A 21,985-nucleotide genomic window follows, 5' to 3' on the forward strand; every position below is an offset into this window, starting at 1 on the left:
TGACCGCACGTCACGCACGCGTGCCTGCCGCGCGCCCCGCCATCCACTTCCGGTAGCGCCGCGTCTGGCACTGCGCGGCCAGTTGCTGCCCGACCAGCGCGCGCAGCGGCGACACCTGCGGGTGCGTGCGCCGGCCAACGCTCAGCCGCGCGAGCTGGAACTTGACGACCGCCATGTTGGCCAGCGCGCCCAGCGCCTTGTTCTTCCAGCGGATCGGTTCCAGCACCGGCGCGCTGTCCTTGCCGGCCCGCCAGTCGCGCGGCAGGTTCGGCTCGATCGACAGCGCGGTCGCGATGCCGACCATCGCCACGCCGCTGTCGACCACCTGCTCGGCCACCACGCGGCGCCGGATGCCGCCCGTGACCATCAGCGGCATCCGCGCGACCGCCGTGATGTCGCGCGCGAATTCGAGGAAATACGCTTCGCGGGCCAGCGTGCGCCCGTCGCGCGCCTCGCCCTGCATCGCCGGCACTTCGTAGCTGCCGCCCGACAGTTCGACGAGATCGACGCCGAGCGGATTCAGCAGTTCGACCACGCGCTTCGCATCGTCCGCGCTGAAGCCGCCGCGCTGGAAATCGGCCGAGTTCAGCTTGACCGCGACCGCGAATTGCGGCGACACCGTCGCGCGCACCTCCCGCACGATGTCGAGCAGCAGGCGTGCGCGATTCTCGATGCTGCCGCCCCACGGGTCCTGCCGGCGGTTCGTCAGCGGCGACAGGAACTGGCTCAGCAGATAGCCGTGCGCCGCATGGATCTCCACGCCGGTGAAGCCGCTCTGCTCCGCGAGCTGCGCGGCGCGCACGAAGCGCTGCTGCACGTCGGCGATATCGGCCGGCGTCATCTCCTTGGGCACCGGGAACTGCTTCGACAGCGCACCGAGCGCGAGCGGCACGGCCGACGGCGCGAGCGTCGTCTGGCCGAGTGCCGCCTGCATCTGGCGCCCCGGGTGATTGATCTGCATCCACACGTGCGCGCCGCCCGAGCGCGCCACCTGCGCCCAGCGGCGGAAGCGGTCGAGATGCGCATCGCTCTCGAGCACAACGCCGTTCGGCCCCGTCATCGCGCGGCCGTCCACCATCACGTTGCCGGTCAGGATCAGGCCGACCTGGCCATCGGCCCACGCCTGGTACAGGCGCAGCAACGCGTCGGACGGTGCGTGGTTCGCATCGGCCATGTTCTCTTCCATCGCGGCCTTGGCCAGACGGTTCGGAATCACCGCCCCGTTGGGCAGTGTCAGCGGTGTAAACAGGTTCATGGAGGGCACCCTCGATTGACGATGCCCAACGATAACTTTAAAGTCAACTTTAAGGTCAAGCCCTTTTGGAGCACAGCATGAAAATCGGCGAACTGGCGAAGGCGAGCGGCCTCGCGGCATCCCGCATCCGCTTCTACGAAGCGAGCGGGCTGCTCGAACCGGCCCGTCGGCAGGCGAATGGCTATCGGGAATACGGGTCGGAAGCGTTGACGCGGCTCGCGATCATCGACCGCGCGCAGCGCGCGGGTTTTGCGCTCGACGAAATCCGCGCGGTGTTGCCGCCCGATCTCGGCGCGTGGCCGCGCGACGAGCTGCTGGTGGCGCTGCGGCACAAGGTCGACGAAATCGTGCGGCTCGAACAGCGTCTCGCGCAGAACCGGCAACATCTGGAGGTGCTGATCGAGGAAATCGAGAACAAGCCGGACGGCGAGGATTGCGCGGAAACCGCGCAACGAATGCTCGACCGGCTGTGCGCGCAGGCCGAGGAAGCGTCGGCGTCGGCACCGGTGCCCGCGCCGGTCCCGCGGCCGACACGCAAGCGCGCATGACTGGTTACGCTGCGTCATCTGACAAACAATCAACCTCCGCGGCGGCGAGACGAGTCGACGCGCGTGCGCCGGCTTCCGCGGCGCGACTTCAAGACCCGATCCGCATGACGATCCCCCGCACCACAGGATTCCTCGTCGCCGCACTGCTGACGTTCGGCATCGGCATCGGCAACGCTTGCGCCAGGACGTGCGCCGATACGCCTGCGTCGTTCGCCTGCCCCGCCGCCCCCGACCTTCCGGACGAGATCGTCGCGCAGCTGCCCGCCGGCTACGAAGCGATGGATGCCGCGTCAGGGCGACTGACCGACGGCGCCCGCATCGGCTATGTGGTCGTCGCGCATCAATCGGACGACTCGATGCGCAAGGCGTCGCCGCGTCCGCTGATGATCTTCCTGCCGGACAAGGACGGGCACTACCGGCTCGCGGCGCGCAACGACGCCGTGATCATGAAAGCCGACGAAGGCGGGATGGGCGACCCGTATCTGGATGGCGTCGCCGAGAACGCGCTCACGGTCGAACCGCGCACCTTCACGGTCGAACAGGGCGTATTCGCGGGCCATGACCACTGGCGCGACCGTGTCACGTTTCGCTACGACAACGCGCATCGCACGTGGGTGTTCCATCGCGAGGTGTTCCGGAACTGGCGCTTCAACGACGATCCGAACGGCGATGCGCTGAAAGCCGACCCGGTGCGCGTCACGCGCGCCAATGCGGCGAAAGCGGTCACGTTCGAAGCGTGGCGGCCGGATTACTGGTGTGATTCGGCCGAGCGGCGAGGTAGCGATCCGGCTTGCAGCAAGACGCATTGATGGTGACGCCGCGCCGCGACTGACGATGCGTGCGGACAAGCGGTATGCGCGGACGCTGCCGCGCCGCACGCGCAGTGTGTCTGCCGGCACACGCCTGCCCCCTTCCGCAGCCGCGCAGATTTGCTTACGTCGCAGGTAATCGACGCGCGCCGCCCACGCCGCGATGATGGCTCCATCGACGCACGAACCGCATCACATCAAGGAGCCTCCCATGACCGCCTACGCCATCGCCCACCTGCACGACGTCGAGATGTGCGACGACATCGTCGAATATCTCGAACGCATCGACGGCACGCTCGCGCCTTTCAGCGGTCATTTCGTGATTCACGGCGCGCGGCCCGAGGTACGTGAAGGCGCGTGGCGCGGCGACCTGATCGCGATCGCGTTTCCCGATCTCGACACGGCGCGCGCGTGGTACGAATCGGATGCGTACCGGCAGATCCAGCCGCTGCGCGCGCGGCACGCGAGCGGCCCGCTGATCCTGATCGACGGCGTCGACGCGCGGCACAAGGCGACCGACATCCTGCGCTGACGAAGCATTACACGCCGCCGGTCGCCAATCGGGCTGTTGGGCCGCCACGCGCCGACGGCGGCGTTACATCCCTTCGAGCGGCTGACCCGGCTCCCACGCGTCGACCGTCGCCTTCGCTTTCTCCCGATCGCGCGCCGACAGCACGCCGTCGAGTTCGGCGGCCGATACCTCGGAGAACTCGACCTTGCGGCTGCCCTTTGCGGATTTCAACGCCGCGAGGTAGAACGTGTACGCGGTCAGCTGGTTCTGCTTCACGCCACGCCCTTTCTGATAGAGCGTTCCCATGCTTTCGAGCCCCAGTGGATCGCCCTGGCGCGCGGCCGAACGATACAGCGCAGTGGCTTTGTCGAGGTCCGCGGGCAGCTTCAACCCCATGTCGTACATCAAGCCGAGCGCGCTCTGCGCGGGTGCGTAGCCACGGTCGGCTGCCAGCTGGAAGCAATCCGCGGCCACGCGGAAATAACGCTTGGCCGGATCCTCTTCACGACGGAACAGCCGCCACGCGATATCGTCGATCCGTACGGCCATGTCGTACTGCATCTTCACGTCGCCATGCTGGGCGGCGATGAAGCTCCACTTCACCGCCTGCTCGTCGTCCCTGCTCGGGTAGCGGTAGTACTTGCCAAGCAACGCGGCTGCTTCGGCGTTACCCGCGTTCGCCGCGGTCGTCAGCTCGGGGATGGCGGTCTGGTAGTCCTTCTTCTCGTAGGCGGCCAACCCGTCCTTCAGATCGGCAAATGCCGGCGCAACGGCCAGCGCGGCGCACAGCGCCAATAGGGGTTTTTTCATTGCTCTCGATATTGTGATTATTCGATCGGATTACGGCGAAGCACGACATCGTGCCCCCACGTGTCGCGCTTCGCATGCAGCCGTCCGGTGCGTATCGTCGTTCTGCGGCCCCGCATGGCGGAACCTGTCGCACCGGATGGCTTTCCTTTTACCGCAATCGCAAATCCGTCGTCAATGAAGCGGCCCTCGCCCCACCGTGCCGGCTACCCCTTGCGCTCCATCGGCTCGCCGACGACGAACCCGCCGCCCTGGAACCGCTGCGCGGGATCGTCGTAGTCGGCGGTCGGCGCCGTCACCGGGAACAGCCCGGCGAATTGCTCGGAGCTGTCACGCGGGCGGAAGCCGAGGAAGCCTGCCTTCGTGTTGTCCCACCACTTCACCGGGTTGTCCGACGCGCCGTACACGATCGCGTGCCCGACGCGGTTCGTCAGCAGCGAGCAGCGCACCAGCTCGATGAAGTCGCGATAGCTGAGGAACGTCACGAGCATGCGCGGATTCTTTGGCACTTCGAACGATGAGCCGATCCGCAGGCACACGGTCTCGATCCCGAAGCGGTCGAAGTAGTAGCGCGACAGCGATTCGCCGAAGCACTTCGTCACGCCGTACAGGCTGTCGGGGCGCAGCGGCGAATCGGCGTCGAGCACTTCCGTGACCGGATGGAAGCCGATCGCATGGTTCGAGCTCGCGAACACGACGCGCTTCACGCCGTGCTTGCGCGCGGCTTCGTACAGGTTGTACGTGCCGGTGATGTTCGCGCCGACGAGATCGTCGAACGGCGCATCGACCGAAATGCCGCCGAGGTGGACGATCGCGTCCACGCCGTCGACGAGCTGCATCACCGCGGCCCGGTCGGCCAGGTCGACGACGCGGGTTTCTTCATGCGCGGCCGCGTCGCCGAGCGTCGCGATGTCGCTGACGCGCACGACGTCGGCCCAGTCGGCGAGCGCGCCGCGCAACTGGCGGCCGAGGTTGCCGGCCGCGCCTGTCAGCAGCAGGCGCCCGAACGGTTTGCGCGCGCCGGTGGATGAGGCGTTCATCAGAATTTTCTCCGAGAGACTCCGCTCTTTTCCTCAAGGAAACTTCCTTGGGGACACGGGGCGGAGAGTGAAAGGAGTGCGCTTGACAGGCAGCTTCTTCCACGGGTTAGGATGGCCGGCATGATCCTTGTCTACCGTTACCGGGTGAAATCGCTCAACGGACTGCTTAACAAGCAGAGCCGTGCGGTGAACTACGTCTGGAACTTCTGCAACGACACGCAGAAGCACGCGCTCAAGTGGAACAAGAAGTGGCCCACGGGTTTTGATCTGAACGTGCTGACCACCGGCAGCAGCAAGGAGCTCGGCGTTCACTCCGGAACGGTCAATGCAACGTGTGAGCAATACGCGAAGTCGCGCAGTCAGCACCGTCGGCCCTACCTGCGCTATCGCGGCAGGAAATCGCTTGGCTGGGTGCCGCTGAAGGGCCGTGACCTGAAGCGGGAAGGCAACGCATTTCGCTTCGCCGGCAACAGCTTTCGCGTGTTCAATAGTCGGCCGCTTCCAGAAGGCAAGATCAAGGATGGGACCAATTTTGCGCAGGATGCGCGCGGCAACTGGTTCTTGAATATCGTGATCGAGATGCCCGAAGTTCAGGCCCGCCCAATCCGTTCCGGTGTCGGCATCGATCTCGGCCTGAAAGACTTCGCCACACTTTCGACCGGCGAGAAGCTGCCCAATGACCAGTTGGGTCGACGAGCGGCGGAAAAGCTGGCGAAAGCGCAACGGGCGAGAAAGCACAAGCGGCATATCGCGAAGCTGCACGCCAAGGTCGCGAATGCCCGTGCCGATTTCCAGCACAAGCTTGCGCTCGATCTGGTGCGGCGCTTCGATTACATCGCGGTCGGCAACGTGTCGGCTGTCAAACTCGCCAGAACCAGGATGGCGAAGAGCGTCTACGACGCATCCTGGTCGTCCTTCCGAAACAAGCTCCGCTACAAAGCGATCGCGCACGGAGCCACGTTCGAGGAAGTCGACGAAAGCGGTTCTACCCAGTCCTGTTCGGCGTGCGGGTCGAAAGACAGCACGACGCGGCCGAAAGGTATCGCGGGGCTGCGAATAAGAGAGTGGGCCTGCAGTGACTGCGGTGTCGTGCATGATCGTGATATCAACGCTGCGTTGAACATTCTCCGATGCGGACGTGCATCGCCAGGTGTGGGAATCCTCCGCCTTTAGGCAGGCGGAGGAGGACGTCAATGAATCTCCTTGAATCTGACCTGGGCGCCGAGCTGGTATTTGACCAGAATCGGAAAACGTTTTCCAACTATACGCGGGCGCGCTGCCGAACGTCAATGGCCGAACCCGCTCGCAGCCATCCGCACTTTCCCGATATCGGCGCGTGGCCGCGCGCGCCCTTTTTCTGCCACAATCCGGCCTTACGGAACGAAAACGTTACCCTTCGAATGAAAAAAGTTTCCCCGACGATCCGCGACGTGGCGGCGGAAGCCGGCGTGTCGGTCGCGACGGTATCGAAGTACGTGAACGGCACGCAGCGCTTCTCGCCGACCGTCGAGGCCCGGCTCAAGGAGGCGATCGAGCGGCTCGGCTACCGTTCGAACCCGCTCGCGCGCTCGATGATCACCGGCCGCACGCGCACGATCGGCCTCGTGATCCTCGACATCAGCAACCCGCACTTCACGAACGTGGTGAAAGGCGCGAACCGCGTCGCGCTCCAGCACGACTACACGCTGCTGCTCGTCGATACCGAGGAGAGCCAGGCACGCGAACGCTCGCTGATCGAGGCGCTCGCGCAGCGCGTCGACGGGCTGATCGTCAGCACGCGGATGCCGGATGAAGAAGCCGGCTGGATGCTCGATCTCAACAAGCCGCTCGTGCTGCTGCGCCGCAGCCCCGGCCTGCCGATTCCGAGCGTCGGCATCGACAACCGGCTGTCGACCTATATGCTCGCGCGCCACCTGCTCAATCTCGGCCACACGCGCATCGCGTATCTCGGCTTCGGCACCGCACGCGTGAACGACGAACGGATCCAGGGCGCCCGCGACTGTCTCGCGGAAGCCGGGCTCACGCTCGACGTGCACGATGCGCATGCGCCGACCGCCGAGGCCGGCGAGCGTGCGTGTTCGCGCGTGATGCTCGGGCCGCAGCGCCCGCAGGCCGTGATCTGCTACAACGACCTGATCGCGCTCGGCTTCATGAAGGAAGCCGCGTCGCTCGGCTTCCGGCTGCCGCAGGATGTGTCGGTCGCGGGCATCGACAACGTGCCGTACGGCGAATACGCGGCGCCCGCGCTGACGACCGTCGACATCCAGAGCGAGAACATGGGCGAGCTCGCGATGCAGAAGCTGATCGATGCGCTCGCGGGCCGCACCGATGCGAGCTACTCGACGTTCGAACCGCGGCTGATCATGCGCGCGTCGACGGCCGCGGCCGGCTGAGTTCCCTGTTTTCGCGCCTGCACAAGAAAACGCGCCGCCCTTGGGCGGCGCGTTCGTTTGCGGATACGCGATTACACAATCACACCATCACGCGTCGAGCTGCGCAGGCTTCATCTTCGGCGTGAGCAGGTGCATCACGCCCAACGCGATCAGGTAGGCCGACGCGCCGATCGCGAACAGCACCCAGTAGTGGCCCGTGCGCTGCAGCACCTGGCCGATCACTTCCGAGAACAGCACGCCGCCGATCGAACCGGCCATCCCGCCGATGCCGACCACCGATGCCACCGCGCGGCGCGGGAACAGGTCGGATGCCGTCGTGAACAGGTTCGCCGACCAGCCCTGGTGCGCGGCGGCGGCGAGGCCGACGATCAGCACCGCGGCCCACAGGCTCTGCACCTGCGACACGAACGCGATCGGCAGCACGCAGCAGGCGCAGATCAGCATCGCCGTCTTGCGCGCGCCGTTCACGCTCCAGCCCGCACGCAGTAGCATCGACGACAGCCAGCCGCCGCCGATGCTGCCGACCGTCGTCAGCGCATAGATGCAGACGAGCGGCAAGCCGATGTGCTGCATGTCCATCCCGCGCGATTCGTTGAGCCACTTCGGCAGCCAGAACAGGTAGAACCACCACACCGGGTCGGTCAGGAACTTGCCGATCAGGAACGCCCACGTCTCGCGCTTGCGAATCAGTTCGCCCCAGCGCGGCGCGCCGGCATTCGCGTTCGCCGCGTCGAGCGCTTCCGCTTCGTCGCGCGGCTCGTCGTACTCCGCGGCCAGCGCGCGCGTATCGGCCTGGCGATAGAGCACGAGCCACACCGCGAGCCACACGATGCCGATCGCACCGACGATCACGAACGCCGCGCGCCAGCCGTAGGCCACCGCGATCGCCGGGATGATCGCCGGCGCGAACACCGCGCCGATGTTCGCGCCCGAGTTGAAGATGCCGGTGGCGAGCGCGCGTTCGCGACGCGGAAACCATTCGGCCGTCGTCTTGATCGCGGCCGGGAAGTTGCCGCCCTCACCGATCCCGAGCAGCGCGCGCACGAACGCGAAACCCATCACCGAGCCGACCGCCGCGTGCAGCATCGCGGCGATGCTCCACACCAGCATCGCCAGCGCGTACGAAATGCGCGTGCCGAGCCGGTCGACGATACGCCCGAAGCCGAGCAGACCAAGCGCATAGAACGCGGAAAACGCCATCACGATGCGGCCGTACTGCACCTGGCTCCAGCCGATGTCGTGCTGGAGCATCGGCGCGAGCAGGCCGAGGATCTGCCGATCCATGTAGTTGATGACGGTCGCGAAAAACAGCAGCGCACAGACGGTCCAGCGGTAGCGGCTGGCGGCCGCGCGCACGGCGCCGACGACGGCAGATTGCATGAATGTCTCCGATGCGCGGCCACGCCCGTCGCGCCGCACGTTGTTCGTTGACCGGCGACCGGCGCCGGGGCGGACGGTGGCGCGCCTGTCGCGCATGGCCGATTCCGCCGATCAATCTGGAAAACGTTTTTCAAAGAATAGGACGTGCGCCCATGCCCTGTCAGTCGGGGATTTCGATGAGTCATCTCAAATTAGTCAACCGTAAAAGAGACGACTGTTTCACTACATGGCATTAACCGTTTTTCCCGGATTTTCCTGACGAGCGCGCGCGAGGATGGCCGCCGAGACACATGTCCGATTCCAGCCAGAATCGGCGGGCGGGATGGTTTACAGTCGTCCCATGCGCCTCGATCCCGACACCTGCTACGACGCCCTGCTTTCGCGGAACCGCCGCTTCGACGGCTGGTTCTTCGTCGGCGTCGCGACGACGGGCGTGTATTGCCGCCCCGTCTGCCCGGTGAAGCCACCGAAGGCGCAGAACTGCAGCTACTACCCGAGCGCCGCGGCCGCCGAGAAAGCCGGCTTTCGACCCTGCATGCGATGCCGCCCCGAGCTCGCGCCCGGCCACGGGCTGCTCGACCTGTCCGGCACGCTCGCCGACGCAGCCGCCACGCTGATCGAGGACGGTTTCCTGAACGCGCAGTCCATCGATGCGCTCGCACGGCGTGTCGGCGTGACCGAACGCCACCTGCGCCGGATCTTCGGCGCGCAGTTCGGCGTGTCGCCGGTCGAGTTCGCGCAGACGCACAGGTTGCTGATGGCCAAGCGGTTGCTGACCGATACCGCGCTGCCGGTGGCCGTCGTCGCATCCACGGCCGGGTTCGGCAGCGTGCGGCGCTTCAACGACCTGTTCCTGCAGCGTTACGGCCTCAATCCGTTGCGGCTGCGCAAAGGAGCCCGCGCATCGGCCGACGGCGACATGACGTTTCCGCTGCCGTATCGCCCGCCGTTCGCGTGGGACGAGCTGATGCGCTTCCTTGCGCAGCGGCAGATCGACGGTGTCGAGCGGATCGATGCGCAGGGTTATGCGCGTGTCGTCGAATTGCCGAACCGCAACGGGAACACCACCGCCGACAACGGGCGCGTGGCCGGCCGGCTGTCCGTCGCGCACGTGCCGCAGCGCTTCGCGCTGGCCGTCACCGTGTCGCCCTCGTTGACGCCGGTCGTACCGGCCGTGCTCGCGCGCGTGCGGCGGCTGTTCGATCTCGACAGCCGCCCCGACGTGATCGACGCGCATCTCGGCGAACTCGCGAGCGGCTCGCCGGGCCTGCGTGTCCCCGGCGCGTTCGACGGTGTCGAGATCGCGATCCGTGCGATTGCAGGCGAACGGCTTGCGGCGACGCATGCGGGCGCGCCGGTGCTGGCGCGCCTCGCCGAACGTTTCGGCACATCGATCGAAGGCGCGCCGCCGGGCCTCATGCACGCGCTGCCCTCCGCCGCGACGCTGGCCGCCCTGCCGCCTTCCGCGCTTGAAACGATCGGCATCTCGCGCGAACCCGCACGGGCGATCGTGTCGCTCGCCCGCGCAGTCGACGACGGCACGCTCTCACTCGAACCGATGGCGCCGCTCGACACGACGCTTGACGCACTGCGCGCGCTGCCGGGTTTCGACGAGCACGCGGTGCAGTACGTCGCGATGCGTGCGATGGCCTGGCCGAATGCGTTCCCGGCCGACGATGCGTGGCTGCCCGCGCGCACCGAACGCGCCCGTGTGCCATCATCCGCGCCGCATGCGGCGCGCTGGGCGCCGTGGCGCGCGTATGCCGCACTGCACGTGTGGCGCCTTCATGGAGATGTGTCGCGATGACTCCCGCTCACCTGATTCCGAGCCCGCTGGGCGACATCGCCGTGCGCATCGAGGACGATGCGCTGACGGGCCTCTACTTCGTCGGCCAGAAATACTTCCCGCCGGTTGCGATCGTGACCGAGGCAGACGCGCTCGCGATGTCGCCGCTTGCGCGCAAGGTCGCGGAAGAAGTCGCCGAGTACTTCACCGGCATGCGCGAAACATTCTCCGTGCCGATTCACCTGCGAGGCACCGCGTTTCAACGACGGGTATGGAGGGAACTGCTCGCGATTCCGTTCGGCGAACTCGTGACGTACGGCGACATCACCGAGCGCGTCGGGTTGCCGATGAGCGGCGCGCGCGCCGTGGGCGGTGCGGTCGGCCGGAATCCGGTGTCGATCATGGTGCCGTGCCATCGCGTGGTCGGCGCGTCGGGCAGCCTGACCGGCTATGCGGGCGGCATCGATCGCAAGCGTGCGCTGCTGTCGCTCGAAGGCGCGGGGTTCGAGCGCGGCGCCGACCATCCGGTGCAGCAGGCGCTCGCGTTCTGAGAGGGCGTGTGCCGCCGCGTCACGCGTTCAGCACGGGCCGGCGCGCTTCACGCTTCGCATACGCGCCGGGCGTCAGCTGGAATTTCGCCTGGAACAGCGCGATGAACGATGACGTCGAGTCGTAGCCCAGTTGCGCGGCCACCGCGCCGATCGGCTCGCCCGCATCGAGCAGCGGCAGCGCTGCCAGCAGCCGCACCGCCTGCCGCCATTCGGTGAACGACAGCCCCGTGTCCTGCCGGAACAGCCGCGACAGCGTGCGTCGCGTCGCGCCGACCTGATGCCCCCATTCGTCGAGATTGCGCGTATCGCCCGGATCCGCATGCAACGCACGCGCGATTTTCAGCAGACGCGGATCGCGCGGCAGCGGCACCGTCAGCGGCGCCTGCCGCATCCGTGCGATCCGGTCCGCGATCAGGCAGACGAGCGCACCGTCCGGCCCCGCCTCGTCGTAGTTCACCGGCAAGTCGGCCGTGGCGAGCACCAGCTCACGCAGCAAAGGCGTCATGCAGAGGATCGCGCAATCGTCATGCACGTCGTCGCGCGCGATCGCCGCATCGAGATACAGGCTGTGGAACGCGACGCAATCGCGCGTCGACACCGCATGTGGCACGTGCGGCGGAATCCACATCGCATAGTGCGGCGGCAGCAGGTGCCGGCCCGACGGCGTCGACACCTCGAGCACCCCGCTCGTCGCATACATCAGCTGCGCCCACGGATGACTGTGCGCGTCGATGCTCACGTTGCCGGGAATGCCGAACGCACGCACGTACAGCGGCCTCGGCAGGCGCGCCATCGGCGGCACCGCGTAAGGGTCACCCGATTGTCCCGCCAGCACCATAAGACGTCCTCCGAAGGTCATTGCACGAACGAGCGCGATGCTACCGTGGCGGCTCTTCCTTCACACGGCTTCCGTTCATGAGCGCTCATACCCGCACCACCCGCAAGACCGTCACCGCGATCCGTTCGACCAAGGGCATCGGCAGCCTCGTGTCGCTGACCGCGTATTCCGCGCCGATGGCGAAGCTCGTCGACGAGGTGGCCGACGTGATCATCGTCGGCGACTCCGTCGGCATGGTGCTGTACGGGATGCCCGATACGCTGCGCGTCACGCTCGACATGATGATTGCACACGGTGCGGCCGTCGTGCGCGGCGCCGCGCAGGCATGCGTCGTCGTCGACCTGCCGTTCTCGACGTACCAGGAATCGCCCGTGCAGGCGTATCGCTCCGCCGCGCGCCTGCTCGCCGAAACCGGCGCGCAAGCCGTGAAGCTCGAAGGCGGCAGCGAGATGGGCGACACGATTCGATTCCTGACCGAGCGTGGCATTCCGGTGATGGCGCACGTCGGCCTCATGCCGCAGCAGGCCAACGCGACGGGCGGCTTCCGCGCGCAGGGGATGGACCCGCGCTCGGCCGCGCAGGTGTTCGACGCCGCGTGTTCGGCGGAACGGGCCGGCGCGTTCAGCGTCGTCATCGAAGGGACGGCCGAAGCGCTCGCGCGCCATATCACCGACACGCTGACGATCCCGACGATCGGCATCGGCGCATCGCCCGCGTGCGACGGACAGGTGCTCGTGACCGAGGACATGATCGGCGCATTCGATGCGTACACGCCGCGCTTCGTGAAACGCTATGCCGATGCGTATGCGGTGATGCGCGATGCGATTCGTCTGTACGCGCACGACGTGCGGCAGCGTGTGTTTCCGGAGCCCGCGCATTGCTTCGGGTATGGCAAGCCGTTGCAACTGGTGGGCGCGGCTGACGCGGCTGCGTGATGACGTGATGACGTGATGACGTCGCGCAGGCATGCGCGAACGCATCGCGAATGATGGTGCAATCACCTCACGCGCGCTTGCGCATCGCGTGCGTGACCCGAGCGTTCGCTTCGAATTTCGCGCGATGCGTCGAGAAGAACGTCCGCACGTTGCGGACGTTCGATGCGCCGGTGAACAGCCGGCGCGCGAATTCGTCGTATTCGGCGACGTCGGCCAGATCCGCCACCACCACGAAATCCGGCCCCGGCGACACGCGATAGCACTGCGTGACGGCCGGCTCCGCGCATACGTACGCTTCGAACGCGTCGTAGTCTTCGGCCGTCTGCCGGTCGAGGCTGATCTCGATCAGCGCGGTGACGGCCGTGCCGATCGCCACCGGGTCGAGCACCGCGACCTGCCGACGGATCACGCCGGCTTCCGTCAGCCGGCGCACGCGGCGCATGCAGGTGGGCGGCGACGACAGCGCCCGCTCGGCCAGTTGCAGGTTCGACACCGACGCGTCGTCCTGCAGGATCGCGAGGATGCGCAGGTCGAGATCGTCGAGGGTGATGCCGGCCATCGGCGGCTCCTTCCGGTCAGGACGTGAAATTTAATTTCAACATGATAGACGATCTATCGTCCGTTTCATTTGTTGTCTTATTTTGAAATTTAATTCCATTTGGCTCGCCCTACCATCGCTCTCACTGATCCAGACAGGACATTTACGGAGCGCGATATGTGTGGAATTGTCGGGGCGGTCGCCCAGCGGGACATCCTGCCGAACCTGGTCGACGGCCTGAAGCGGCTCGAATACCGCGGCTACGATTCGTGCGGCGTCGTGGTGTACCGCGACCGGGCGCTGGCGCGCGCCCGCAGCGTCGATCGTGTGGCCAACCTGCAGCGCGAGATCGCCGAGCATGCGCTGTCGGGTTACACCGGGATCGCGCATACGCGCTGGGCCACGCATGGCGCGCCCGTCACGCTCAACGCGCATCCGCACTTCTCGCCGAGCGACGCCAATGCGCGCATCGCGCTGTCGCATAACGGGATCATCGAGAACTGCGATCAACTGCGTGCGGAACTGCAGGCGCATGGCTACGTGTTCGCGAGCCAGACCGACAGCGAGGCCATCGCGCACCTGATCGATCATCTTTACGACGGCGACCTGTTCGATGCGGTGCGGCGTGCGGTTGCGCGACTGCGCGGCAGCTATGCGATCGCGGTGATGTGCCGCGACGAGCCGCACCGGATCGTCGGTGCGCGCGATGGCATGCCGCTCGTCGTGGGTGTCGGCGAAGGCGAGAATTTTCTGGCGTCGGATGCGATTGCGCTGTCGGGGATTACCGATCGCATCGCTTACCTGGAGAACGGTGACGTTGCCGATATCCAGCTGCACCGATACTGGATCGTCGATGCGGCCGGCCAGCGTGTCGAGCGTGCGGTGCAGCGAGTCGCCGCGCATAGCGGGGCGGCCGATCTCGGGTCGTATCGCTACTACATGCAGAAGGAGATCTTCGAGCAGCCGCAGGCGGTGGCCGACACGTTGCTCGATGTGTCGTCGATCATGCCGGAGTTGTTTGGTGATGGTGCTTGGCGGGTTTTCAACGACGTCGATTCGGTGTTGTTGCTCGCCTGTGGCGGTAGTTATCACGCGGCCCTCACGGCGAAGTACTGGATCGAGAGCATTGCGAAGCTGCCGGCCAGCGTGGAAATCGCCAGCGAGTTTCGGTATCGCGACAGTGTGCCGAATCCGCGCACGCTCGTTGTCGCGGTGTCGCAGAGCGGCGAGACGGCCGATGTGCTCGGGGCGGTGCATGTCGCGAAGCGCAGCGGGATGATGCATACGCTCGCGATCTGCAATGTCGCCACGAGCGCGTTGATGCGGGAATGTGCGCTGCAATTCGTCACGCGTGCGGGCGTCGAAATCGGGGTGGCTTCGACGAAGGCCTTTACGACGCAGCTCGTTGCGTTGTTTCTGCTGACGCTGTCGCTTGCGCAGGTGCGTGGGCGGTTGAGCGACGACGAAGAGAAGAAGCATCTGCGTGCGCTAAGACATCTGCCCGATGCGATGTCGAAAGTGCTCGCGCTCGAACCGCAAATCATGGCCTGGTCGGAGCTGCTCGCACGACGCGACAACATGCTGTTTCTCGGGCGCGGGATGCATTATCCGATCGCGCTCGAAGGCGCGCTGAAGATGAAGGAGATTTCGTATATTCATGCGGAGGCTTATCCGGCGGGGGAGCTGAAGCATGGGCCGCTGGCGCTCGTCAGTAACGAAATGCCGGTGATTGCGGTCGCGCCGAATGACATGCTGCTCGAAAAGCTCCGGTCGAACATGCACGAGGTCAGTGCGCGGAATGGGCGGCTTTTTGTGTTCGCGGATGTGGACTGTGGGTTGGTGCCGAGCGAAGGGATCGAGGTGATTCGGCTCAACGAGTACTACGGGCCGCTTTCGCCGATTCTGCATACGGTGCCGATGCAACTGCTCGCGTATCACGCCGCGCTGGCACGGGGGACGGATATCGATAAGCCGAGGAATCTGGCGAAGTCGGTGACGGTGGAGTGAGGGTGGACCTCTCCGGGGCCTAAGGTCCCTGGGTTTTCCAGTACATACCTCCGGCACATTTCAAAGCCCGGATTTCGTCCGACAGAACTCCTCGAACACGTTAGACGAGTCGATAGCCTGACGAGCAGCATTGTCCGAGAGTGGCAGGTAGTTGAGCATTGGCCGTAGAGGTCTGTTTTTTGTACCACAAACGGCCAATCTTTATAAATCAATAGGTTACGATGATTCCCAGAGGTGTTCTGGCCCGCTTGGCCGCTGAGCCCACGTCTCCGCCCGAATCTTCCCCGCCAGCTTGCGGATATCGCGCCTCAAGCGAGCCTGATCAAGATACCCGAGCGGGCATGAGCCAGTTCCGCGAGATCAACCGGCTCGCCACCGGCGAGCCAGCCGATGGACTCATGCAACCGGCATCGACAGATCCCCCGCTTCGGCATCACGCCCACATCGCTGGAAAAACGCTGCTGCAGCGTGCGCTCGCTCAACCCCGCACGCTCGAAATGTTCCGTTGCGGAGCCCCTTTACCGCCCAAAGACTCGCACAACAAACCCACTACTTCGAGAAACTAAGCTTCTTCAACAACACCGCCCCACTCGCCCGACTCACGAGCGAAATGGATTCGATATCCAGGTACAACCTCGACGTCCTCGTCGTGATGTCGGTCGGCTCGTCGTTGCTCGGCTCGGCGTGCTCGATGTGTTCGGTCAGGTACGGCCGGACCAACCGCCCGGATAGAGCCAACACGAACCCGCCCTGCGCTTGCGCGTACGCAGCGGGTGACAGCCGCACGCTGCCGCGCACGGTGGACTTCCCGCCTTTTCCGGGATCGAGTTCGATGATGTCGATCTGCTGGATATAGCCTTTTGCCTTCGCCTCGGGTGCGATCACGAGCCCTCGCCCTCGCGGCCCGGTAATGGCCTTTCTGAGCAGGATGCCGGTCCGGCCTTCGCCGTCGGCGTCGACCAGATCGACGTTCACCTTCAACAGATGCTTCTGCGACTGATATCGCAGCCCGTACGAAACCGGCACCAGGAAAGTGACTTCACGATCCAGGTTGACCTCGGCCAGGCCGGCATCCTTGCCATGCTTGTCGGCCACGCCGGGGATCAGGCCGCGGACGCGATCGCTCAGGGACGGTGACGCGCTTTTGACGTGCAGCTTCTCCAGTGCTTCCCGAATCGCGACCGGATCGTCGCCGACGATCGGCCGCGTAAGCGACGTGTTGGCCGAAACGGCAGGCGCGACGCTCGCCGTATCGTTGCTATGGTCGGCCGCTGCACGCGTCGCGACTGGCGCCAGCATGATCGCCACGGCGACGACGCACGCGACATTCCGACGGCCCAACATGGATCTCCGGTGAAACACGACACACTCCTGATTTTCTGGCGAATCGGTCGACGATGAGATCGGCGGGATCAAACGATCGGTAACGGTCCAACCGTTCGGGTTCACCGATCGCCTGCGCGACCCATCATAGGTTCATTGTCAGTTCGGCGGCAGGCCGGTGCGCCACACTATCGTATTGCCCAGACTACAACAATCCCCGACACGCGAGCAGCGGCACGACGGGTGGGGGCAGTGACATTCAGTTGCCCGTCGCCGACCCACCCCGCACGAAATGATGCTCCACCCTCGTGCGCAGTACGCCATCGAGCGCGGCCAGTCGCTCGCGCAGCCGCACCGCCTGCCCTTCCGTCATCTCCCCGAGAACGATCTTTTGCTCGAGAACGTCACCACAGCGGGTGATGGCCCAACGGTCGACCGTGGCGGTTTCACCTTCGAGTACGGCAGCCGCGGTCGAGACGATGCCTGGGTTCCGTCTCGACACGAGATGAACCGTATGCGTCAGCGTGAAACCCGGGAGGTAGTGTGACCAGTCTTCACAGACCGTCGGACAGGAGGCAGGGGTAGCTTGACGCATGGTTGCTCCGGATGAGTGGTTATCGAACCGGTGCCAGCCATGCTGCTCCCGTTTCGTTGCCGTAAATCGGCCGCATCGCCTCAGAGGCGTCCACCTTGCCCGGGAGGGCAGGTTGGCGTCGGAGAATCCGACTCTGGATGCTTGACTTCTCACGTTCGACATTCCGAACGTGGGTTCATTATACCGAAAAACAAACATCGAACAAGGGACCTCGGGAAAGCCCCCCTTCGACAAGCAGAACCTCCGATCCGTCCCTTGTACTGTGGGAGCCCGGCACGGCACGACAACCGCTCAGACTAAAACCACACGCTGAACCGCGTCCCCGTGGCCAGCACATCGACCGTCAGTTTCCATTGATGCGCCACCGCAATCTCCTTGCAGATCGCCAGCCCGAGACCGGCGCCGTCATACCTTGAATCCGGCGCCCGCCAATATCGGTCGAAGAGCAGCGGGACATGCTCCCGCTGAATGCCCGGCCCCTCGTCGTCGACGTGAATCGCCGCATCGAGTACGGTCAGCACGACCACACCCGCCGTGGGCGACGCGTTGATCGCATTCTCGAGAATGTTCTTGAGCAGGATGAAGAGCGCCCCGCCGTCGGCCCGGATGGGCGCCGCGGAGTCGCGCGCTTCGATATGGAGCTTCACCTGCTTCGCATCGGCCTTGCCGGCCAGCAAGCCAACGGCGTCGCGCGCCACTTCGACGCTGTTCACGTCGTCGAAGCTGAAGTTCTGCGCTTCGCTGACTTCCGCCAGGTGCAGCAACTGCTTGACCTGCCGAGCCATCAGGTCGATCTCGCGAAGCAGAAGCGCCTTGTGCCGGATGTCGGGCTGCAGCTCGATCTGGCCTCTGACCAGCGTGAGCGGTGTCTGCAACTCATGCGCGGCGTCGGCCAGGAACCGCTGCTGAACGGCGAAGCCATTCTCGAGTCGCGTCAACGCATCATTGAACGCATCGATCAGCGGCTTGATCTCGCTCGGAATCCCGTCCGACGACAGTCGCGTCTTCAGGTTGTGCGGCTCGATTCCGCTCGCGGCACGCGACACCTCTCGCAACGGCTTCAACACGTGGCTGATCGTCAGTGGAAGCGTCAGCCCGAAAATGATGGTCGCGATGAGCAGCACATAGCCGACGGTCTTCGGGATCGGCTCGATCTTCGACACGACAAGCGCGTCCATAAGCTGCCTGCTTTGCGCAACCTGCACGTAATAATCGACGCCTCCTTTCGACATGCGTCGTGTGGCGACGGCGTATACGTTGCCGTCGATCGTCGCGGGCACCACCTTGCCGGCCACCTTCGCGAGGTCTTCCGTCAGCCACGGCCGGCCCCCGTTCGAAGGCGTCGACGCCAGCAACAGCCGCCCCGTCGAATCGAGCACGCGATACTTCACCTCGCTCGACAAGAGCCGGAACATCAGCGCCGGACGGCCGTCCAGTTGCACGGATACCGGACGCCCGGCGTCGTCGAAGCTCAATCCGGTCACGACGTGACCGACGATCTCCATCTGCTGTCGCCGCCCCAGGAATGCCGGATAGCGATCGAGGGCATACACGGCGAGCGCAGACAGCAGCGCCAGGCTGATGGCGAACGCCCCGACGTTGGTCATCCACAGACGCGTCGACAGACGTCGAATCCAATGATCGAACATGGTCGCTTCCTTACCCTGAAGCTGAAGCGGCAACGAGCAAGACGCGGCGCAGCGTCATGCGTCCCGCAGCGCGAAGCCGGCACCGCGAATATTGGTCAGCCGCATCGTTGCGCCGATCGCCGCCAGCTTCTTGCGCAAGCGATGCACGGTCACCTCGAGCGCGTTCGGCGTGACCGCCTCCCCGAGCCCCCACGCGGCATGCTCGAGTATCGAATGCCGTACCGTCCGGCCCGCGGCTTCCATCAGGCAGAGCATGACCTGCAACTCGGCCGGCGCAAGCGGTATCGTCCTGTCGCCACAGCACATCGCGCGCTGTGGCGGGTCGACCGTCACGTCCGCGAACGATGCGACGAGCGTCGTCAGCAGCGCCGGGCGCCGCATCAGCGTGCGTACGCGGGCGACGAGTTCGCTCATTTCGAACGGCTTGGTCACATAGTCGTCGGCCCCGCTTTCGAGTCCGTCGATGCGGTCGTGCAACGCATCGCGTGCGGTCAGCATCAGGCAAGGCATCATGCGCCCCGCCGCGCGCAGCGTCCGCAAGAACGCCAGGCCATCGCCGTCGGGCAATCCGCGGTCGATGATCAGCAGTGCGTAGTCGGCCCGGTCGATACCGTAGGCCGCTTCACGGAGATTGCCGAAGCGGTCGGATTCGATCCCCGCTGCGGCCAACGCCTGGCTCAACATGTCGGCCAGGCGCTCATGATCCTCGACAATCGCAACTCTCGGCATCGCCGCTCTCACTTGAACCGGTACATGTAGCCCACTCTTGCCTCGGGAACGAACCGTCTTCCGACGATCGGACTGTCGGTGATGGCGTCGCCGAGGCGCGACACGCCGACGTCCAAAAATATCGTCTGCTGCTTCGTCGGCCGGAAGTCGATACGCGTGCCGGCCGACACGTTCACCGTCGAACCCGCACTGTAGGCGGCACGATCGGCGCGCGCTTCCGATGGTCGCACGCCGTAATAGTAGTCGACGTATTTGTTGCTCAGCCATTCCGCGCCGACATGCGGCGTGATCGAGAATTGGCCGAAAGCAAATGCCTTCTCGAAGCCGATTTTCGCGCGCTCGCCCTTGTTTCCGCCGAACAGGAAAGTGCCCGACAACGTACCGAACCCGGTGCCCCATGACAGTGCAGGCCCGTACCAGAGTGCGCCCTTGCGATTTTCCATGCCGTTCAGGATCGGTGCGTCGGAGCCTTTGTATCCGTCGAACAGCGAGAACTGGCCGCGAAGCGCGACACTGACACCGCTCCAGCTCCCGATTTTCAGATCGGCGGTGGTACCGATGACCTGTACCCATTTGTTGTCGAAATAGACCAGCGGAAACGGCAACACGCGGGTGCTGTCGCCCTTGTAGGTCGATGGCTCGAAGCCGACGCCGGCACCCAATCCCCAATGCGTCACATTCGTCGCGTTGTTGAGGATGGTCAGCCCCGAATTATCGGGATCGGGCGGGATCACGCCGTCGTCCGCCCAGGCGGAAGCAGACGCAAATGCGAATGAAGCGGCAAGCAGCAGTAACGGACGTTCGCGGCGGAAGGCTGTTTTCACAATCATTTTCCTGGAGTCGACGATCGAAACGGGGGCTACTGTAGGACCAGTCGACTTACCGCTCACTTACCAGGAAATTATCGTCTTGCCGCAAATCCTGCGATGCATATCGGTGACGGAGAATATCGACGCAGGGCGAGCATGGGTCGCCCTGCGCGCTTGAGGAACGGGTGCCACGCCCCATCAAAACACCGTATGCAACCCCACCCGCGCCACCGTCTGGCTCGCGGAACTCGATGCCCCGTTCGGATCCAGCACGCCATTGACCTGCGCGTTCGCGCCGTTGTTCGCGCGCTGGTAGTCCGCCGACACATAAACCATCGTCCGCTTCGAGAACAGGTACTGCAGCGCCACGCTGACCTGATGCGCGTGGTTGTCGTTCACCGCTTCATTGCCCTTCATGTACATGTACTTCGCGCCCAGCACGACATCCGGCCTGACGTGCCACAACCCGCCCGCCTCGGCCATCCACACGCCGGCGTCGTTGAACGAGTTGTGCACGGTGGTCATCAGCGCGTTCGCGGTGACGACACCGAAGTCGTAATGCATCCCGACACCCCAGTTGCGCACGCTGGTGGACGGCACGCCGGGCGCGGGGCCGTATTTCTCGTTCGTGTAGGCCGCCCCGATACCGAACGGCCCCGCTTCATAGTTCAGCCCGGCGCTGACCGCATTGTCCGCGCCGACCGAACCGGCCACCCCGCCGAACGCATACATCGCGCCACCGGAAAAGCCCGATACCGTCGGCGAACTGTACTTGACGGAATTCGCGATCGGTTTGCTGCCTGCCGTGCGGTCCCAATCGAATGCACCGGTCGGATTGTCCGGAAGCGCGAGACGTTGAAACGGGCCATTGCGAAAGCCGTACAGCCCCGAGATATCCCGTGAAATCGCGTTGTTCTTCGAAAACAGCGAATCCACCATGAAGTCGTACTGATTGCCCAGCGTGATGCTGCCGAACCGGTTGCTTTCGAGGCCGACATAAGCATTGCGCCCGAAAATCCCCGTCCCGATGATCGCGCCGTTCGCCATCGAGAACTGGTTCACCAGCGCGAAGATCGCGCGATATCCGCCACCGAGATCTTCCGTGCCGCGAAAGCCGAAGAGGTTGGGCGCGAATATGCCGTCGTCGAACTTGACGTTCTTTCCGCCGCCCTCGTTGCTGACATAAGACACGCCCGCGTCGATCAGCCCGAACATCGTCACGCTGCTCTGCGCCCATGCGCCCTGCGCCACGGCGAGAATCGCCACTGCTCCAAACCTGAGTTTCATTTTGTCTCCGTCTTTTTTATGACAAAGCGAGACCGCCACCTGCTACGTGGCAGGTGCTCGCTCGGTGCTGCACAAGGAATCGCCGTTATTCAGGTGTCGATTACCGGACACCTGAAATATGATTAGCTTTACTGATCGAATAAAAAGATGGCCGTCGCGTTAAACGGCCCTACTCGCCCCTCATCAAAACACCGG

22 protein-coding genes and 1 riboswitch are annotated in these 21,985 nt (G+C 64.9%); of the genes, 9 read left to right on the top strand and 13 right to left on the bottom strand.

The window, feature by feature from the left end:
• Positions 1 to 10 precede the first annotated feature (10 nt).
• A complete protein-coding gene (locus CFB43_RS30175) occupies positions 11 to 1,255 on the bottom strand; it encodes an NADH:flavin oxidoreductase/NADH oxidase family protein (protein WP_089497761.1) in 1,245 nt (414 codons plus the stop codon).
• Between the two features lie 77 nt (positions 1,256 to 1,332).
• Between CFB43_RS30175 and CFB43_RS30180 the strand changes: the two genes are divergently transcribed.
• From CFB43_RS30180 to CFB43_RS30190, 3 genes are all read left to right on the top strand, one after another.
• On the top strand, positions 1,333 to 1,803 hold the full coding sequence (locus tag CFB43_RS30180; RefSeq protein ID WP_089498194.1) for a MerR family transcriptional regulator: 471 nt from the start codon (positions 1,333 to 1,335) through the stop codon (positions 1,801 to 1,803).
• 104 nt (positions 1,804 to 1,907) lie between these two features.
• Complete coding sequence (locus CFB43_RS30185; protein ID WP_089497762.1) at positions 1,908 to 2,612, top strand: hypothetical protein; 705 nt, start codon at positions 1,908 to 1,910, stop codon at positions 2,610 to 2,612.
• A 211-nt stretch (positions 2,613 to 2,823) separates the two neighbouring features.
• Complete coding sequence (locus CFB43_RS30190; protein ID WP_089497763.1) at positions 2,824 to 3,144, top strand: DUF1330 domain-containing protein; 321 nt, start codon at positions 2,824 to 2,826, stop codon at positions 3,142 to 3,144.
• A 63-nt stretch (positions 3,145 to 3,207) separates the two neighbouring features.
• Here the strand turns inward: CFB43_RS30190 and CFB43_RS30195 are convergent, their stop codons facing one another.
• Positions 3,208 to 3,933 (bottom strand): tetratricopeptide repeat protein, encoded by a 726-nt coding sequence (locus CFB43_RS30195; protein ID WP_089497764.1) that lies wholly within the window; start codon positions 3,931 to 3,933, stop codon positions 3,208 to 3,210.
• Between the two features lie 203 nt (positions 3,934 to 4,136).
• Positions 4,137 to 4,970, bottom strand: coding sequence for an NAD-dependent epimerase/dehydratase family protein (locus CFB43_RS30200; RefSeq protein ID WP_089428365.1), 834 nt, complete (start codon positions 4,968 to 4,970; stop codon positions 4,137 to 4,139).
• Positions 4,971 to 5,090: 120 nt separating this feature from the next.
• On the opposite strand from CFB43_RS30200, the gene CFB43_RS30205 reads away from it, so the two are divergent.
• Together CFB43_RS30205 and CFB43_RS30210 are read left to right on the top strand one after the other, a co-directional pair.
• The gene (locus CFB43_RS30205) at positions 5,091 to 6,143 is read left to right on the top strand and encodes an RNA-guided endonuclease InsQ/TnpB family protein (RefSeq protein ID WP_089498195.1); all 1,053 of its coding nucleotides are present in this window, start codon (positions 5,091 to 5,093) and stop codon (positions 6,141 to 6,143) included.
• A gap of 116 nt (positions 6,144 to 6,259) precedes the next feature.
• The gene (locus CFB43_RS30210; RefSeq protein WP_089497765.1) at positions 6,260 to 7,363 is read left to right on the top strand and encodes a LacI family DNA-binding transcriptional regulator; all 1,104 of its coding nucleotides are present in this window, start codon (positions 6,260 to 6,262) and stop codon (positions 7,361 to 7,363) included.
• An 87-nt stretch (positions 7,364 to 7,450) separates the two neighbouring features.
• On the opposite strand, the gene CFB43_RS30215 is transcribed toward CFB43_RS30210, so the two are convergent.
• Positions 7,451 to 8,743, bottom strand: a complete 1,293-nt coding sequence (locus CFB43_RS30215; RefSeq protein ID WP_089497766.1) for an MFS transporter — start codon at positions 8,741 to 8,743, stop codon at positions 7,451 to 7,453.
• Positions 8,744 to 9,065: 322 nt separating this feature from the next.
• Here CFB43_RS30215 and CFB43_RS30220 point away from each other — a divergent pair, with 322 nt between their 5' ends.
• Both CFB43_RS30220 and CFB43_RS30225 read left to right on the top strand, forming a co-directional pair.
• Positions 9,066 to 10,550, top strand: coding sequence for a bifunctional transcriptional activator/DNA repair enzyme AdaA (locus CFB43_RS30220; protein ID WP_089497767.1), 1,485 nt, complete (start codon positions 9,066 to 9,068; stop codon positions 10,548 to 10,550).
• Positions 10,547 to 11,080: a methylated-DNA--[protein]-cysteine S-methyltransferase gene (locus tag CFB43_RS30225; protein WP_089497768.1), complete on the top strand. Its 534-nt coding sequence runs from the start codon at positions 10,547 to 10,549 to the stop codon at positions 11,078 to 11,080. The genes CFB43_RS30220 and CFB43_RS30225 overlap by 4 nt, the downstream gene beginning before the upstream one ends.
• Positions 11,081 to 11,099: 19 nt before the next feature.
• On the opposite strand, the gene CFB43_RS30230 is transcribed toward CFB43_RS30225, so the two are convergent.
• The gene (locus tag CFB43_RS30230; RefSeq protein WP_089497769.1) at positions 11,100 to 11,918 is read right to left on the bottom strand and encodes an AraC family transcriptional regulator; all 819 of its coding nucleotides are present in this window, start codon (positions 11,916 to 11,918) and stop codon (positions 11,100 to 11,102) included.
• A 77-nt stretch (positions 11,919 to 11,995) separates the two neighbouring features.
• Here CFB43_RS30230 and panB point away from each other — a divergent pair, with 77 nt between their 5' ends.
• A complete protein-coding gene (panB, locus tag CFB43_RS30235; protein ID WP_089497770.1) occupies positions 11,996 to 12,853 on the top strand; it encodes a 3-methyl-2-oxobutanoate hydroxymethyltransferase in 858 nt (285 codons plus the stop codon).
• A gap of 67 nt (positions 12,854 to 12,920) precedes the next feature.
• Here the strand turns inward: panB and CFB43_RS30240 are convergent, their stop codons facing one another.
• Positions 12,921 to 13,412, bottom strand: coding sequence for an Lrp/AsnC family transcriptional regulator (locus CFB43_RS30240; protein WP_021160045.1), 492 nt, complete (start codon positions 13,410 to 13,412; stop codon positions 12,921 to 12,923).
• Positions 13,413 to 13,568: 156 nt separating this feature from the next.
• Here CFB43_RS30240 and glmS point away from each other — a divergent pair, with 156 nt between their 5' ends.
• Positions 13,569 to 15,398 (top strand): glutamine--fructose-6-phosphate transaminase (isomerizing), encoded by a 1,830-nt coding sequence (glmS, locus tag CFB43_RS30245; protein ID WP_089497771.1) that lies wholly within the window; start codon positions 13,569 to 13,571, stop codon positions 15,396 to 15,398.
• Positions 15,399 to 15,706: 308 nt separating this feature from the next.
• Here the strand turns inward: glmS and CFB43_RS38995 are convergent, their stop codons facing one another.
• The 7 genes from CFB43_RS38995 to CFB43_RS30280 form a co-directional block, all read right to left on the bottom strand.
• The gene (locus tag CFB43_RS38995; protein WP_256990136.1) at positions 15,707 to 15,880 is read right to left on the bottom strand and encodes a helix-turn-helix domain-containing protein; all 174 of its coding nucleotides are present in this window, start codon (positions 15,878 to 15,880) and stop codon (positions 15,707 to 15,709) included.
• Between the two features lie 67 nt (positions 15,881 to 15,947).
• A complete protein-coding gene (locus tag CFB43_RS30255; protein ID WP_089497772.1) occupies positions 15,948 to 16,760 on the bottom strand; it encodes a hypothetical protein in 813 nt (270 codons plus the stop codon).
• Positions 16,761 to 16,980: 220 nt separating this feature from the next.
• Positions 16,981 to 17,316 (bottom strand): hypothetical protein, encoded by a 336-nt coding sequence (locus CFB43_RS38580; protein ID WP_179254923.1) that lies wholly within the window; start codon positions 17,314 to 17,316, stop codon positions 16,981 to 16,983.
• A 42-nt stretch (positions 17,317 to 17,358) separates the two neighbouring features.
• Positions 17,359 to 17,462, bottom strand: a riboswitch (SAM-I-IV-variant riboswitch).
• A 150-nt stretch (positions 17,463 to 17,612) separates the two neighbouring features.
• A complete protein-coding gene (locus CFB43_RS30265; RefSeq protein ID WP_089497774.1) occupies positions 17,613 to 18,965 on the bottom strand; it encodes a sensor histidine kinase in 1,353 nt (450 codons plus the stop codon).
• A gap of 54 nt (positions 18,966 to 19,019) precedes the next feature.
• A complete protein-coding gene (locus tag CFB43_RS30270) occupies positions 19,020 to 19,694 on the bottom strand; it encodes a response regulator transcription factor (protein WP_089497775.1) in 675 nt (224 codons plus the stop codon).
• Between the two features lie 8 nt (positions 19,695 to 19,702).
• Positions 19,703 to 20,518 (bottom strand): MipA/OmpV family protein, encoded by an 816-nt coding sequence (locus tag CFB43_RS30275; protein ID WP_089498196.1) that lies wholly within the window; start codon positions 20,516 to 20,518, stop codon positions 19,703 to 19,705.
• Between the two features lie 183 nt (positions 20,519 to 20,701).
• Complete coding sequence (locus tag CFB43_RS30280; protein ID WP_089497776.1) at positions 20,702 to 21,790, bottom strand: porin; 1,089 nt, start codon at positions 21,788 to 21,790, stop codon at positions 20,702 to 20,704.
• Positions 21,791 to 21,985: the final 195 nt, after the last annotated feature.

It is taken from the genome of Burkholderia sp. AU15512, from assembly GCF_002223325.1.
GTDB lineage: Bacteria > Pseudomonadota > Gammaproteobacteria > Burkholderiales > Burkholderiaceae > Burkholderia.